This is a genomic window from Shewanella sp. SR43-8, assembly GCF_014163775.1.
In the GTDB taxonomy this organism is placed as follows: Bacteria; Pseudomonadota; Gammaproteobacteria; order Enterobacterales; family Shewanellaceae; genus Shewanella; species Shewanella vesiculosa.
This window is the reverse complement of record NZ_JACJDX010000002.1, coordinates 80,742-97,222: the sequence shown is the minus strand read 5'-3', so window position 1 is coordinate 97,222 and position 16,481 is coordinate 80,742. Positions and strand designations below refer to the sequence as shown.

Below are 16,481 nucleotides of genomic sequence, written 5' to 3'. Positions count from 1 at the left end.
TAAATAGCTAAAACGCGTGAACTGAGTGATTAAGCATAAAAAAGTAGTCAATAAATGCGGGCTAGATCATGGTTGAGGCAGTCATTTTGACTATTGCATCCTATTACTCATATATGAAATAGTGCAAATAATGACCTCACCCACGCTGAAGGAGGGTAGACTGAGCCGAGTTTATAGACAAAAAAAACCGACGGCCAAATGGCTGTCGGTTTTTTGTAACACACGAAGAGATTAGCTTAAGCGATAACGCAATACTTTTAATGATTTCTGTTCATCGATATCGGCAAAAATATGCGGATTAGCAATTCTTTCAATATAGGTAAGCTGTGGCGCCGTATTTGCCACTTGTTGCATCAAAAAATCACACCCTAGTTCTGGCGCATTTAAGCACAATAACACTTCGCCTTGAGGCGCCAGTAAGTCTGGCAGGCGTTTGAGTAGGCGCTCATAATCTTTAGTGGCAACAAAACTGCCGCGTTGATTACTTGGAGGATCGGCCACAATCAAATCATACGGTCCAAGCTTAGTTAACTTACCCCAAGACTTAAAAATATCGTGGCCTAAATAACGCGCCCCTGCAGGTAAGTCATTTAACACATGGTTTTGCTTACCTATGCTTAATGCACCTTTACTCATGTCCATGTTGACAACTTCATCTGCACCGCCTTGCAAAGCAACCACAGAAAAGCCGCAGGTATAGGCAAATAAATTAAGCACCTTTTTATGTTTTGCATGCTGTTTCACCCAGGCTCGACCATTGGCCATATCTAAAAATAAGCCGTGGTTTTGACCGCGTAATAAATGCACTAAGAAACGCGCACCGTTTTCAGTCACTATATGCTGCTCTGGTACTTCACCATGCAATAACTCACTCAATGTTTGGCCACCATGACGGTATTGGTAGACTAAATTAAGTGTTTCAGTTGGTCGTTGTTGCTGCCAAAGTGCCACTATGGCTGCAACTAATTCATCGAGTTGCTCACTTTCGAGCATCTTAAAACTGGTAAGCAATAATACCGGCTTGTACCAATCTAAACACAGGTGTTCATCGCCCGCGAATAACCCACCACGACCGTGAAATAAACGGCAAACATCATCACCGAATGTCAAATTTGGAACTGCTTGTAAAAAACCTTTCATACACTCTCTTAACTCAATAAACTAAATACAATCAATAGGGTTATGCATCTTTCGTTGATGCTTTGGCTTTGGCAGCATTCTCCACGTCATGGTCATTTGCAACGTCATCAGTGACATCACTATCGGCTTGATGGTTGTTAGCATCACTCGATACGGTTGCTGTTTCAGTTTCAGTTTCAACATTATGGCTTGATTCACTGGGCAATTCATCGACATTATCTGACAATAAAGTCGCTAGCCAACTGCCAGACTGGCTCGATTCAAGACCAATTTTAACAATCATGGTTAAGGGAACCGACAACAACATGCCGACAGAGCCAAGCAACCAGCCCCAAAAAATCAATGATAAAAAAACCACCAAAGTAGACAAGCCTAAACCACGGCCCATAAAACGGGGTTCAATCACATTGCCCATTACCATATTGGTCCCCACATATAATAAGCCGGTAATACCTGCGGCGCCGGGACCCATTTGAATAAAAGCCAGTAGCACAGCAGGAATGGCCGCAATAATAGAACCAATATTTGGAATATAGTTAAACAGAAAAGCAATCACCGCCCATAACAAAGCATAGTCAACGCCAATGATTGTCAAACCGATACCAACAACCACTGCTGTGGCTAAACTGACAAGGGTTTTAATCACCATATATTGATTAACCGACTGCAAAAACTTGTCGATTTGCTGTAAACGCTTATCTGGAGCATCGAGGGCTAAATGAAACTTTCTAGGCATTGATTGCGCTTCAAATAACATAAACACTATGGTCAAAATAATCAGGAATAAATTGGCCATAACATTACCGACACCAGAGAGCATATTGGTGGTCATGGATAACGCCATACCAGGATCAAAGTAGTCGAGCACCTTTTGCTTTGAAATCTGAATATTAAAGTCTTTGAGTTTTTCAAGGATCCAGGCGAATTGTTCAATCAATTGCTCACGATACTTGGGCATTTCCTTTGAAAACTCAGTCACTGAACTGCCCACTAAACTGGCCAGCCATAACCCCATTAACACTATAAAGCCCATTAATAAGATGATAGATAGCCATTTAGGAATATGATAACGCGTCATCAACACTATCGCAGGATTGCAAATAACCGCTAAAAATGCGGATAATACAAAAGGTACGACTATCGGACTGGCCGTTTTTATCCCCGCTAAAATAATCACCACACAAGCCATTACCACAAAACTGCGCACAGCCATTGGAGATTGTTGTATTCCTTTCATAGGCCGAAAAATCCTTATTATTGCTTATTAAAATGATTCTATATGCTAAGCTGAACTCAGTAACATATTGCAAACTAAGTTAAAATTTGTTGTCGATTCGTATATCAGTTGATGGCAATATTGGTACATCACCACTTTCAGGGATCCACTGACATTATATGAAACCAGAAACCGCTATTATACGCATTAAAAACTTACGTTTACGTACTTATATCGGCATTAAAGATGACGAAATCAATAACCAACAAGATGTCATCATTAACGTAGTAATTCATTATTGTGCCGATAAAGCCCGAAATAGTCACAGTGTCGAAGATGCATTGAATTATCGCACTATCACCAAAAAAATTATTGCTTTAATTGAAAATAATCGCTTTTCATTACTGGAAAACTTAACCAACCAAACCCTAGCCATTGCCAGTGAACATGACTGGGTTGAATTTGCCAGCGTCGAAATCGATAAACCCCATGCACTGCGTTTTGCAGACTCAGTGTCGATGGAGTTATGCTATCAAAAGCCCCAGTAACCACCATGGTATGCCCACAATGTGATCACATTTTAAGTTTACCATCGTATATTGCAATATAGAGTAAAGGGGAGTTTAGATGAAAATATTAATCACTGGCGCAACAGGGTTTGTTGGCAAACAGTTAGTCAAATCACTGAGTGACCACCAGCTAGTAATATTGACGAGAAATATTAATAACAGCAAAAACATTCTTGGCAGCCATCATCAGTACTGGCAAACGCTGGCAGACAAATCAGACCTTAACGATATAGATGCTGTGATTAATCTTGCTGGCGAACCGATAGTCAACAAACGTTGGAGTAATAAGCAAAAGAAACTGATCTGTGACAGTCGTTGGGATATCACCACGGCGTTAACTCAGCTTATCCGCAAAAGCACCACCCCACCGCATACTTTTATTAGCGCTTCAGCTGTAGGGTATTATGGCAGACAGGGTGATACCCCTGTGGATGAAACCAGCGGATTTCATGCTGAATTTAGTCATGATATTTGTCAAGAGTGGGAAAACCTTGCGCTTCAAGCTCAATCGCAACAGACCCGAGTGTGCATCACCCGCATTGGGATTGTGCTCGGTAAAAATGGCGGCGCATTGGCGAAAATGTTACCGCCCTTTAAGCTCGGTTTAGGCGGCCCAATAGGCAATGGCGAACAAGGTATGAGCTGGATCCACATTGATGATTTAATCAAACTATTTAGCTACTTACTCAATAATTCGAACTCACAAGGCATTTATAACGCAACGGCACCTCAACCTGTGAGTAATGCCGTATTTGCTAAAGCGCTAGGTAGCGCACTAAGCCGTCCTGCCAAAATAACTACGCCACCATTAGCGCTAAGACTAGCCATGGGTGAAATGTCAGAGTTGCTCACTACAGGCCAATTTGTACTACCTAAACGAGCTTTGGCGGCAGGATTTGCGTTTCAATACACTGACATCAACAGCGCATTACAACAGGTGGTCAATTCAGCAAACTAGGGCCCCGTCCCTAAACTAGCTGTTTAATTTTATCGATAATTGGCCCATAGCGTCGAGCAAGTGGTCGATGCTGTTTATAAATAATGAATAATGGCTCTGCTACCACCACATTATCGCCATGCTCATTGGCAAACGATGCAATACGGATATCTTGTGCTTGAGTAAAATGGTCGACCGCAAATTGTGGTAGTACAGCAAATGCCAGTCCTTTAGCCACAGGTACCAGAATTTGATTTAATTGGTTAACATAACTGCGGATAGGCACCTGCAATGCTAGAACCTGTTTTTCACTGAAGTACTGACAGGCTATTTGCGACCAATAATGCATAGCATCAGGATGACTCACCATGCCAAGCGCCATGAGTTGTTCAAATGTAACAGAGTGATGAGGGTATGACTGAGGCAACACTAAGCACAATGATTGTGCGGCTAATGGGGTTACCACCAGCTCATCCATATTAATCGACTGGGTAATAATGCCCACATCAATAGTATTGGCCATAACACTATCAATAATACGTTTATTGGGCGCCGCTTCCAGATAGATTTGTAGCTGATTATATGGCAACTGATAGTCAATAAGGTGAGGATATAGCAGCAAGGCCATTGAACCTGAGCAGGCAATACGACACTCACCAATATGCTCATCATCAACCGCTAATTGCGATAATACTTGCTGTTGTTGTTGCTGCCAAACTAACGCCCGTTGATGTAAAATAATCCCCGCTTCCGTCAGTTCAAAGCTTTTACCTATTCGAATGAGTAAATCAACACCGACCTGCTGTTCAAGCTTTTTAATATGCTGACTGACACCCGGTTGCGTCATAAAAAGCTGTTCTGCTGTGTGAGTAAAATGCCCTATTTCAACCAGTTTAATAAATGTCGTTAACCATTGTTGATTTAACATACTAAGCCTCTATTGCATCAGATACTAGATCGCAGCCATCTATGTACACTCTCATTAATGGCGATCAAGCAAGACACTAGCATAGCCATTTTTAGGCTGACGATCACACAGTAAATAATATAAATTTATCGTTATACTATTTTTTGATAAATTAAAAATCAGCGCAGCGATATCTGCAATGCTAACTGATTTCCACAAACGGGGAAGAATTACTGCAACTTAGCCTAACAAGGAATATGGAAACCAGCAGAACCACATTTGGCTTATGTCAATCAAACTGGCTATTGTTTGCTATTTTGGCGCAGTCCCGTATTACAGACTTAATCAATAACGAGCCGTTTGCAGATTATTAAACTGCGGTAACGAACGATCTGCTCATGGTTATCACACACACTTACATTTTCTAATTAAGCATTAAATGATTTAACTTCTGCATCGGTTAAATACCGCCACTGCCCGACTTCCACATCGGCGTTGACAGCACCAATGCTTTCACGATGAAGTGAGAGTACTTTATTACCAATTGCGGCAAACATGCGCTTAACTTGATGAAATTTGCCTTCAGTTAATGTCAGCAAGACTTCTTTAGCTGTGATGATTTGCAATACCGCCGGTAATGTAAGCCCTTGCTCACCATCAAGAGCAATGCCTTGTAAAAAACGTTCTGCGGCATCATCAACCAGCGGTTTGGCTAACTTAACCCGGTAGACTTTATGACACTCGCCTGAAGGAGAGGTAATCGCAAAAGTCCAACGACCATCATCGGTAATTAGAACTAACCCAGTAGTATCTGCATCTAAGCGCCCGGCAATATGGAGTTCAGATAACCGTTCAACATCCAATAATGAAAAAATCGACGGATAGACACCATCGACATTTGAACAAAGCATATTGGCGGGTTTGTTGATTAACAGATAACGAAACGCTCGAGCAGTAAGGTTTTGACCCTTTAAGGTAATTTGATTATTTTCATGAACCTGAACAGCTTCATTCCTAACAGCCACACCATTTACGCACACCTCACCATTATGGATATGTTGGATAGCGTCACACTTTAATAACTCAGTACTTTTACAAACAAATCGATCAAGACGCATAAATAACCTTAACTTGGGATAATCATTTTCTATTGGCTACTCAAGCGGATATTATGCCACAGACATAAATTGCTATTACTATTGGTATTAGGGGAAATAGCCAACAGATTACTCAAGCAATAAAGAGCAAAGATATGTAACACCGACACTTAACGCAAACCCCACCAACATCATTGCAATAAAAAACCATTTGTGAGAAAAATTGCTTCCTTTAAATACCAGGTACGATTTACTGATGCTGTTTCCAAGTAAAATTAACAACAATAATGTTATTAAATCAATACCCTGCGGATTCATCGACCATTCGGTCATCACAGAGACTAGAATGGCATGAGCTTCAAAAAATGATACTAGCAAAGTACTGATCCCTCGAGATAGACCAAGTTCACTGCCGATAAAATTCATGCCATAAACAAGTGCGAGGATAAAAATAGATAGCTTAGCGACATTTTTCCAGCTTATTGGATGATCAATTAATAGCTCAATATCAACTGTAGATTGCCTTGATTGGTTGCTTAAAAAAAGCAAATTGGATGGGATCTGCACATATGTAATCACCGTAATAAAAAACATTAACTGTGTGACAAAGGGGATGTAAAAAATAAAGGATAATTGGTCGGCCAAAAAAAAGATAATAAATAGGCATTCCAGTAACATAGAGCATAAGGCAAACAGCAATGTCAGTAACAAGTCACGCTCACTTGTTGATGCAAATTTTTTATCATTTAGTATTTGTATAAAAACTGCCGTGCTGGAAATAAATCCCCCCAGAAAACCCTGTAACTGAAATCGGCGACGTTTTGCTAGCAAGTGAAAACTAAGAAAGCTGAATAACTCAAGACAGGCAACTAAAGGAACAATTTTTAAAAGAGGAACGTAGGCTGCCACCACGAACAAAGCCACCAGCATGGTCATGTCAAACCATATATGTTTGTCTTTAAAATGATATGAGAGTGGTGTCTTATGTTCCATCGACAATATTTTCCCCCAACAACGATTTATCAAGGTGGACTAAATCATACATGATTCAGAACTTACACTGTTTAATCACCAAATTAACCACTGTACTCCAAGAAATCGACACGGAACATTATTTAATATAACTGAATTATACTGTAAGCCAACTTAAATCGCCGCCCCCCGTACTCGTATTGATAAAACCTTATCTTAATTTATAGTATCAATGACTTGAGATTGAGTTGATAAAAACTTTTACACTCCAGTCGGTCAAGAGGCATCATATACTCACGCTACATAAACATCACTCACTTATACTCGAGTTAACCATTAGGGTTAGTCAACTTAGGTCCATACTTTAACAAATTGATTAATCCTTAGCACAAATCATACAAACACTAATCTAAACTCAGTTAACTAACGTACTGAAGTGCAAATCCAATAACATTATGATACTCAATGCTATCACCACAAGACACTTCAAGGATCATTGAAATGGCATGGGAAGACCGCACGCCATTTGAAGCCATTGAGCACCTTTATGGCTTAACCGAATCAAATGTGATTAAACTCATGCGCTCATCACTCAAACCCAATAGCTTTAAGTCGTGGAGAGCCCGTGTTAGTGGCCGTAAAACCAAACATCTTAAACTGCGCCCAGAAGGAATTGATAGAGCCTATTGCTCAACGCAATATAAAATGCCTCAAAAGTAATCTCATCAATGATTAACTAAGGTAAAAAGCAGCATAAAAAAGGGAGATGACAATGCATCTCCCTTAAGATTTATAAGTACTTTAGCCCTCTTTTAACATGTCACTGCACGACTTATTAAGTAACTGACGACAACGCCATACCCCAAGAATCGCCACAATGATTGCTCCAGCAATTGGCGTTATCCCCCACCAAGGCCAATGCATATAAACGACCAACTCAAACACTTGGGTTTTAAGCATGTACAAAGCAAACTCAGCAACAATGACTGCCAATAAACCTGCGATGGCCCCAAGTAAAGCAAATTCAAATCCAGTAGCCGCTCTTAATAACCAACCCGATGCACCAAACGTTCGTAATACCGCCAATTCTCGCTGCCGAGTCGCCATACCAGCTTCAGTCTGGGCTATCAGTACTAGAGCACTGGCCAGTAACACTAGAACCAACACTAATGACAAGGATAATGACACTTGATCGATAATTTGTCGTAACTGTTCAACCATAGCGCCAACATCAATAATCGATACCGTCGGGAATTGTTGGATCAATTGCAGCACCACTTGATTCGCGCTCAGTAGGCTGCCGTCCGCGGCTAATTGCGCATCATTAAGATGAAAGCTCGCCATCGAGGTATAAGCAAATGGCGCCAATGCTTCTGGGGTAAAAATCATGAAAAAATTAGGCTGTAGAGTTTCCCATTGAACCTGCCTTATGCTGGAAACCTTAACCGAGAAGGCTTGATTATCTATGCTATAGGTTAGCTTATCGCCCAACACTATACCTAAGCGATCAGCAACACCAGATTCAACCGACACATCATTGCTAGCCTGATTAAACTCACCTTCAAGGAGCTTATTATTAGGTGGTAAGGTCTCTCGATACGTTAAGTTTAGTTCACGAGAAATACCTACTCGCCCTTCAACACCGTCCTCAGACTGCTTACCTGAAATCAACTCTTCATCATTAATGTGCGTCAAACGCCCACGAACCACAGGATAAATGTCAGTCGCATTAATATGATTAAGCGTCAAAAAGTCATTCAATGGTTTAGCATCTTCAGGCGCGATATTGACTAAAAAGTAGTTAGGGGCATTTTCAGGTAACTGCTTTTGCCATTCATTGAGTAAATCTTGGCGCAAAGCCAAAATCGTTAACAGTAATACTAACGCACTGCTAAAACCGACTAATTGCACCGCATTTTGGCGCGCACGGCGACGAAGACCAGCCAAAGCTAATTGGAAAGGATTGGTGGTTTTCATGCCAATACCATGACCAAAACGGATCATCACAAATCCAAGCACGCTTAATAACAAACCTAATAGCAGTACTGCAAGCACCACTGTCATGGTCAAGGCTAAACTTCTTGAATATAAATAGCCTAACAAAGCCATGGCAGCCAAACTTAATAGCAGATGTAACCACATCCCCAGTTGCAAACCTTCTAATTGACGCTGCAATACTCTTAAGGGCGGAATAGCTAACAAGCGCATTAATGGATAAGCCGAAAACATAAATGCACTAATCAAACCCGTGCTAACGCCTAGTAATACAGGGCGTAAGTATGGTGGTGAATAAGCGGCGATTTCTTTAGGCAGAAATGCCGTTATACCAAGATCAAGTAATACTCCGCCCAGCAGACCCAGTGCAATACCCAGTAATGTCACCAAAGACAGATGCAGTCCGAATAATACTCGAATTTGCTTACCCGAGGCGCCAAAGGTTTTGAGCATGGCAACAACATCATAATGGCGTTGGCAATAACGCTGCGCCGCAATACCAATCGCCGCACACGCAAGGGCTATACCGAGTAAACTGGCAAGCAGCAGGAATCGCTCTGCACGTTGCACCGCCGAAGCTATCGGAGAATCTCCCGACTGCACGTCTACCCATCTTTGGCTGTTATTGAGTAAAGGTTTAGCTTGCTGCTCAAATACGGTTAATTGATCAGCATTTCCGGTAAATTGGTATAAATAAGTCACCCTACTGCCAGGCTGAATAATACCTGTCGCCGCCACGTCATCTAGGCGGATCAGTAACACTGGTGAAGATGCAAATGGATTAAAACCAGCATCAGGTAAACGCTTAATCTCTTCGGTTAGTGATAGCTCACTATTGCCTAACTCAATGCTTTGCGGGAAACCAAGTAAACCACCTAGACGACTCTCAAACCATGCTTGACCTGTCTTTGGCAACTCCTGAGTGACACCACTACTGAGTTCGATATCGCCTTTTAATGGGTAACCATCACCTACAGCTTTGACCGTCACTAACTGAAATTTATCTCCGGAATATACCATCGAATTAAATTGCATATTGGTGACATGGGCGAGACCAAGCTTATCCGCTATGGTCAGCACTTGTGGGTCAAGCTCAACTGGCGAGTCAATAATACGGTCGGCAGCAATAAAGTTGGCCGCTTCACCGTTAATAGCAACTTGTAAACGCTCACTGACTCGCGCAAGCCCAGTTACTGATAACACTGCTAAGGTAATCGCCAATACAATAAGAATTAATTGCCCTTGAGCGAGTTCACGTTTAAACAAGCGCCACGCAATTTGCCATTCCATTAATTAACCTCCGCAGTAAACTCAGAGTGTTGTTGACTCGAGAGATTGACTACATTGGGTTCTGATAAGTGACCATTTTCCATCACTAACTGCCGGCCACAGCGCTTCGCAAGATGTAAATCATGAGTCACCAAGACCAGCGTGGTGTCACTTTCTTGGTTTAAAGCAAACAGCATATCGGCAATTTTGTCACCGTTTACACTGTCCAAGTTGCCTGTGGGTTCATCTGCAAACAATACTTTAGGCTCGCAAATAAAGGCTCTAGCAATGGCAACACGTTGCTGCTCGCCACCGGATAATTGTTTAGGTAAGTGATTTAATCGATGAGATAAACCAACACGCTCGAGCATGGATTGAGCTTTTTGTTTGGCATCTTTAACACCAGAAAGCTCTGCTGGTAACATGACATTTTCTAAAGCCGTTAACGTGTCAACCAACATAAATGACTGAAAGATAAAACTGACTTTTTTCTTACGCAATGCGGCTTTTTGTTCTTCATTTAACCCAGATAGTGCTACACCATCTAACACGATTTCACCAGAGCTAGGAGTATCTAATGCAGCAAGCAAACCTAGCAGTGTCGACTTGCCTGAACCTGATGGTCCCAAAATGGCGATACTGTCTCCTTGCTTGACTTCTATATTAATGCCGTTGAGGATAGTCAACTCTCCCTCTTGGGTCACGACAGTTTTATTGAGGTTAGTTACAGTAATGGCACTGATATTTCGATCGATATTATTAGACATACAATCCTTCTTCTATTCGTCACTTAAACGCGTGCTTAGTAGTGTGTTTTTACTGATAGTAATGAGTGTACCAACCTATGCTGCCACGATTTTGATATTGGGTGATAGCTTAAGTGCAGGCTATGGCATGTCAGAAGAGCAAGGATGGGTGCAATTACTCCGCAACGAACTGCCACAGCATCAAATTATAAATGGCTCTGTTAGTGGTGAGACCACGGCGGGAGGATTACGAAGACTCCCGGGTTTACTGACCTCAAGCCAACCTGACTTAGTTGTTATTGAGCTAGGCGGCAACGATGGATTGCGGGGTTTTCCGCCTAGCAAACTGAAATCAAATCTTACACAAATCATTACCTTATCACAGCAACATGGCGCCAATGTTTTATTAACCGAGATAATGGTACCACCTAACTACGGCCCTAGGTACGCCAAATCTTTTACTCAGATTTACCACCAATTGGCCGATGAATATAGCATTAAGCTAATACCCTTTTTCATGCAAGATATTGCGCCAGACAAATCTCTAATGCAGCGTGATGGCATTCATCCAAGTGAGCAGGCGCAACCTACTATTACGCAATGGATGTTACCTTGGATCACCCAAGTATTATCCGAGTAAACACTTAAAATTAAATGAGTTTTGCTTAATATGTTAAAAAAAAATTAATATAGTGATCAAAAGTCATTTTAATTTAAGCATCTGTGTTTAAAATGGACACAGCAAGCAGATTAAATCACAATCAATAAATAACGATAAACTTTAGACAACAACAAAGGCAATAAGGAAATAATATGTCCGTCAGTCGTCAAAAAAAAGTATACTTGCCAACAGCAACACGTAAAAATCAATACATTACCATTGGTTTCCCATTAACCGATGAATACCTCAATACGTATGCTGACTTAGAAACTTGTTATGATGAGTTTAGTAAACTTGTCTATCAACTCGCCGAAAAACAAGAATTATATAACGTCCACGTTGTCACCACAGACAAACTGCCTATGGTTCGTTTCCATAGCGAAGCTTACTGCTTAAGTTCAAACGAACAATTACGTTTCTTTTATAATCCAGCCCACCATGAAGCTAACCGAATCCACAGCACCCCTGGGTTTCGAGCACGCAAATTACGTATTGTGTTCCTAGCCACAGGTGATGATCTACGCAGTAATTCAGCGAGTTTCCACAGTAAAGTTCAGCATTTTATTTCTGAACTTGCGCCATTATTGCCCGTTAAGAATGTGCCGATTAAAATTCGTGACCATCAACACATTTCTTATGACTTTTTTGCCAAAGCCAAAGGCTTAAAAGAAACTTATGGGTATAAATTACGAGCGGTTGATAGTCGCTACCAACGTCGTCACTGTGAACTGCCTGAAAACGTCAGTACTCTAAACTACGTCACCATCAATATTCCAGTTGATCGCAGGATTAAAAAACAATTACTGGCTAATGATAATGTCGACTTTGGCAGTATTTATCAAAATGTTTATGACAAGTTTGTCCAAGCTACGCAAAGTAAACAATTAAGCCGTGTCGCTATGGTTGCTAATGGTAAGTTGCCATTGGTACGTAATAGTAAATATGAGCAACTTACTAGCACTGATGAATTCCAAATGATTGGTTTTGACCCAAATGTCCAATCACCAGCACCTATCGGTCACTGGGACAGAAATAAACTAGTCGATGTATTTCGTTTTGTTATTGTCGCTGGCAAGAGTGATGAAACAGATGAAGGCTATGGTCGCTTTATGAACCAAGTTGAAGATGCGTTACGAATATTTACGCAAGAATTTGATATCGACAAAGAACACGTTGATGTCATCTTACGCTTCCACCAGCATATTAGTTATAAAGCACAATAATCTGAATCATTCAGTTTGATGCTTAATATAAAAAACGACAGCAAAGGCTGTCGTTTTTTATGATAAAACGTTTTACTTACCATAATCAGATTAAACCGATTGATTGCGCTCAATCAGTTTATTCATGACAGCATTAACTGATAACGAGGCACCATGGGCAATTTTATCAGCCAGCTTTTTCTTCATTTGATATCTAATTTTGATGACTTGATGAGTTTTTACAAAGTTCAGAATCACATCATCACTGGTAGACACTTCATCAATCAAGCCTAAATCGATCGCTTGTTGACCATACCAATGCTCGCCAGTGGCAACTTTAGCGATGTCCATACTTGGACGATAACGACCAACGAACGCCTTAAATAGCACGTGTGTCTCTTCTAACTCTTGTTGGAATTTAGCACGACCTTCATCAGTATTTTCGCCAAATACCGTTAACGTTCGCTTAAAATCACCGGCAGTGTGTTGCTCATAGTCAATATCATGCTTTTTAAGTAAACGATTGAAGTTAGGCACCTGCGCTACAACCCCTATCGATCCAACAATAGCAAATGGTGCGGCATAGACTTTGTTAGCCACACACGCCATCATATAGCCACCGCTTGCTGCCACTTTATCAATACAAATCGACAAGGGGATATTGGCTTGGCGTAAACGGTCTAACTGACTTGATGCTAGGCCATAGCCATGAACCATACCGCCACCACTTTCAACATTAACCAGCACTTGATCATCTTTATCGGCAATCGTTAGAATAGCCGTCACTTCTTCACGTAATGAGGCAACCTCACTGGCATCAATACTGCCTTTAAAATCAATTACAAATACTTTCCCTTTGGTTAAATCTTGTTTCTCAGCGGCTTTCTCTTCTGCTTTTACTTGCTTTTCGTAGGCCTTAAATTGCTTTTTAGTCAGTAATTCTTCTTTCAACTCATGTTTAAGTTGAATTAGCTCGTCTGAAATATCGGTCAGGCGTAATTCACCTTTATCAGCTTTATGCTTCATGCTGCTAGCGAGCACCAAGATCACCACGGCAGCTATCGCTAGCACTATTGTCACAGCTTTCGCTAAAAATAAGCCGTATTCATATAAAAATTCCAAATCTCGCTCCATACAAGGAAAACATTCTGGCGACATTTTAACAGTAATCACCAATAAATAGAGAATAAAAAACCCAGCAAATTGCTGGGTTTTAATTAAAAACGAACACTAATTAGTAAGTATTAGTTACAACTCTTAATAACATCGCTATTTGACACGACTATCGTTGCTTGTCCAGCACCTGCCGACTTAGCAAATCCAGCTACTTGAGATTGCATCTCAGCTGTTGCTGCAGCAGCCATACCGTCAGTGACACCTTCCACTTCACCAGGGCTCACAATAGAACTGTGATGACCTTTAGAGAAACGAACCGCACCTGAGCCTGGCATAGTTGAATCAACACAACCTAAACCAATTGCACTAATTAAAGGCTCAGTACCAGATAATGGGAAGCCCTCAACACTGTTAGGCAATGTCTGGTCTGGTAAGTTTGTCGCATCGCCAGCAACTTCAATTAAGTGAACAGGTAAACCTGTTGCCGCTAACATTGCACCATGGTTTACCGGATCTGCAGAGTCCATCGCAGTTTGTACCGCTAATGCAAACGATGGAAGAAATCCAGCGTACACCGCTTGTACTAACGCAGCATATTCAGGAGTGCCTTCTTCGTAACCGGCAGTATTTGCCGTAGCTAATAAAGCAGCGAACGTGCTTGAAGCTGTGACATTATCAAATAATTGTGGCCCAAAAGCAGCTGAGCCGGCAAATGCACCAGCCAAACCACCCGCAGGAGCCACTAACGATGCTGCGTTAATCGCATAAGCGTTAGGTAAAGTATCGCCGGTCATTGGGTTAACTAAACCTGTGCTGGCATAAGTAGCAAATGTTGTTCCTACAATGCCACCTAAGCTTAAGCCTTGCGCACTGATTTTAGACACATCAAACACTTGTGGTTGATTTGTCGCCGCTAATTGCTGCGCCATTCCGGTCAATAATAAGCGTAATGCTAAATGGTCTAAGGTTGCCTGACGGAAGTTATCACGCACCGTTAATGTACTGGCAATGTTAACAAACACTAGCGGGTTACCATTTTCGAAAGCATCAGGAGTACCAATAACATTACCAAACGCAGGTGCTGTTGCTGAAATCTCATAGATACCATCTTTATCTAAATCAAACGAGCGAGCACCATGCAAAGGCATATCGATTGAAATAGTCGCTACACCAGCAGCTGCATAAGTTCCTGCATAAGCTAGCGCCATTTCTTTACCACCGCCTAAACCATGCATAGCAATTGTCACAGGCCAGCCATTGGTTGGTGCAACAAACGCATCACCTTGAAACGCTGCTAATTTAGCCGCGTTGGGTATGGTAATTTGCACTGGAATCGTTTCATAACCTTTGATAGCAGGGATTGGATTAAGACGAGTTAGGTGCTTAGTTTTATCAGCTGATGTGCCGTCGTCAAGCATCCATTGCTTACCAGCAAGTAATGCAGGATTAGCTAACGCAGCTTGTGGGTCAACACCTTGCTCAGACGCTTGAGCGAAGAAATTAGCTTGGCTTAATGTTCCCGCCTGAAGTGACAACAATACTGAAACTGGACTATCACCTTGAGCAAACCAGCGACCGTTTGGTGCAGTTGGCTTACCATCAACAACAGGAATCACACAGCTGGCAGAAGAACAGTCACCATAGAATGGCACTTTAATTTTTGCCGTATACACGTCGGCAATATTGGCTAGCGTGTAAGCTAAACCACTCGCTTCCGTTAAACCAACAGCCTGAGCAACCGTGTAACCTGCTGGTGTTGGCGCTTGGACAAATGAAGGTGTATAGGCAGGATTAGATGCCATTAATAACTTAGTGGTTTCATATACGTTAGCAACTGACTGAGTGGTAAATAAGCCAGAGTAAATAATATTGTCTGGATCAACACCATGGGCTGCTGCAGCCCCTTTTTCGTAGCTATTAACTAAACCTTGTAATTGTAACTGCGCTGCAGTTTCTAGCGGCTTAGTTTCAATATCTAATTTTAATAAGTTATACGTCGTCGATGCAGCAATACTTCGACCCAATGAGTCGTGGATTAAATCAGTTGCAACATATAAATAAGATTGGATCGGCTTAAGCGGCTTAAGTGGCACGATAACAACGTTGTTACCTGAGGCTTTAGTCACAAAATCAACACCAAATGTTAATTCTTCACCCACTTTACAAGCTGAAACTGAGGCCTGTGAAGTACACTCAGGATCGGTAGATAATGAACCGCCCACTGTGGCTTCAAAAACGCGCACCGCGCCTGGCTGGAATACTGAGTCAGCATCAATCGTTAATGCATTACCTTGAAGGTCTTTTGCTAACTCCATTGTTATTGATATTGGTGAGCTAGTTGACCATCCATCTAATGCACCCAGTGCAGTTTGAGGATTGGTATAATCGACACCGGTTTCACCCGGAATTGTCAACGTGCCATCCGTGGTGCCACTAAACAATAAATCGTTCGGTAAAGGTAGCTTGCCATTAGCAGGATCGAATTGAACGTGTGATAAAGGCACCAAAGGTTCAACATTATCTTTTGCTTCGTTAAAAGTATCACCACCACATGCCGTTAAGCCAAGAGCAGATGCAATTGCAACACCCAAAATGAGTCTTTTCATCTTTTTTTCCCCAAATCTTGTTTTAATAATTTTGTTTTCCCCAAGAAT

Annotated in this window: 14 protein-coding genes; 5 read left to right on the top strand and 9 right to left on the bottom strand. The window is 41.5% G+C overall.

The window, feature by feature from the left end; genetic code table 11:
• Nucleotides 1–231: 231 nt before the first annotated feature.
• Both H5114_RS02855 and H5114_RS02850 read right to left on the bottom strand, forming a co-directional pair.
• A complete protein-coding gene (locus H5114_RS02855; protein WP_124016439.1) occupies nt 232–1,140 on the bottom strand; it encodes a class I SAM-dependent methyltransferase in 909 nt (302 codons plus the stop codon).
• Between the two features lie 40 nt (nt 1,141–1,180).
• Nucleotides 1,181–2,377 (bottom strand): AI-2E family transporter, encoded by a 1,197-nt coding sequence (locus tag H5114_RS02850; protein WP_182722141.1) that lies wholly within the window; start codon nt 2,375–2,377, stop codon nt 1,181–1,183.
• Between the two features lie 158 nt (nt 2,378–2,535).
• Between H5114_RS02850 and folX the strand changes: the two genes are divergently transcribed.
• On the top strand, nt 2,536–2,904 hold the full coding sequence (folX, locus tag H5114_RS02845; RefSeq protein ID WP_124016437.1) for a dihydroneopterin triphosphate 2'-epimerase: 369 nt from the start codon (nt 2,536–2,538) through the stop codon (nt 2,902–2,904).
• 79 nt (nt 2,905–2,983) lie between these two features.
• On the top strand, nt 2,984–3,883 hold the full coding sequence (locus H5114_RS02840; protein WP_182722140.1) for a TIGR01777 family oxidoreductase: 900 nt from the start codon (nt 2,984–2,986) through the stop codon (nt 3,881–3,883).
• Between the two features lie 10 nt (nt 3,884–3,893).
• Here the strand turns inward: H5114_RS02840 and H5114_RS02835 are convergent, their stop codons facing one another.
• The 3 genes from H5114_RS02835 to H5114_RS02825 form a co-directional block, all read right to left on the bottom strand.
• Complete coding sequence (locus H5114_RS02835; protein ID WP_124016435.1) at nt 3,894–4,790, bottom strand: LysR family transcriptional regulator; 897 nt, start codon at nt 4,788–4,790, stop codon at nt 3,894–3,896.
• 407 nt (nt 4,791–5,197) lie between these two features.
• Nucleotides 5,198–5,887 (bottom strand): pseudouridine synthase, encoded by a 690-nt coding sequence (locus H5114_RS02830; RefSeq protein ID WP_182722139.1) that lies wholly within the window; start codon nt 5,885–5,887, stop codon nt 5,198–5,200.
• A 108-nt stretch (nt 5,888–5,995) separates the two neighbouring features.
• A complete protein-coding gene (locus H5114_RS02825) occupies nt 5,996–6,859 on the bottom strand; it encodes a DUF4010 domain-containing protein (protein ID WP_182722138.1) in 864 nt (287 codons plus the stop codon).
• 444 nt (nt 6,860–7,303) lie between these two features.
• Between H5114_RS02825 and H5114_RS02820 the strand changes: the two genes are divergently transcribed.
• Nucleotides 7,304–7,558 (top strand): TIGR03643 family protein, encoded by a 255-nt coding sequence (locus tag H5114_RS02820; RefSeq protein WP_124016432.1) that lies wholly within the window; start codon nt 7,304–7,306, stop codon nt 7,556–7,558.
• 81 nt (nt 7,559–7,639) lie between these two features.
• Here H5114_RS02820 and H5114_RS02815 read toward each other — a convergent pair whose 3' ends face one another.
• Nucleotides 7,640–10,123, bottom strand: coding sequence for an ABC transporter permease (locus H5114_RS02815; protein WP_182697018.1), 2,484 nt, complete (start codon nt 10,121–10,123; stop codon nt 7,640–7,642).
• On the bottom strand, nt 10,123–10,869 hold the full coding sequence (locus H5114_RS02810) for an ABC transporter ATP-binding protein (RefSeq protein ID WP_124016430.1): 747 nt from the start codon (nt 10,867–10,869) through the stop codon (nt 10,123–10,125). Before H5114_RS02810 ends, H5114_RS02815 begins: the two co-directional genes overlap by 1 nt.
• A 61-nt stretch (nt 10,870–10,930) precedes the next feature.
• On the opposite strand from H5114_RS02810, the gene H5114_RS02805 reads away from it, so the two are divergent.
• Together H5114_RS02805 and H5114_RS02800 are read left to right on the top strand one after the other, a co-directional pair.
• Complete coding sequence (locus H5114_RS02805) at nt 10,931–11,488, top strand: arylesterase (protein ID WP_182722137.1); 558 nt, start codon at nt 10,931–10,933, stop codon at nt 11,486–11,488.
• A gap of 173 nt (nt 11,489–11,661) precedes the next feature.
• The gene (locus tag H5114_RS02800; protein WP_182722136.1) at nt 11,662–12,732 is read left to right on the top strand and encodes a DUF3083 family protein; all 1,071 of its coding nucleotides are present in this window, start codon (nt 11,662–11,664) and stop codon (nt 12,730–12,732) included.
• A gap of 90 nt (nt 12,733–12,822) precedes the next feature.
• On the opposite strand, the gene sohB is transcribed toward H5114_RS02800, so the two are convergent.
• Nucleotides 12,823–13,833, bottom strand: a complete 1,011-nt coding sequence (gene sohB, locus H5114_RS02795) for a protease SohB (RefSeq protein WP_165870088.1) — start codon at nt 13,831–13,833, stop codon at nt 12,823–12,825.
• Between the two features lie 122 nt (nt 13,834–13,955).
• Entirely contained in the window at nt 13,956–16,433 is a 2,478-nt protein-coding gene (locus tag H5114_RS02790; RefSeq protein WP_182722135.1) for a VolA/Pla-1 family phospholipase, read from the bottom strand.
• Between the last annotated feature and the right edge of the window lie 48 nt (nt 16,434–16,481).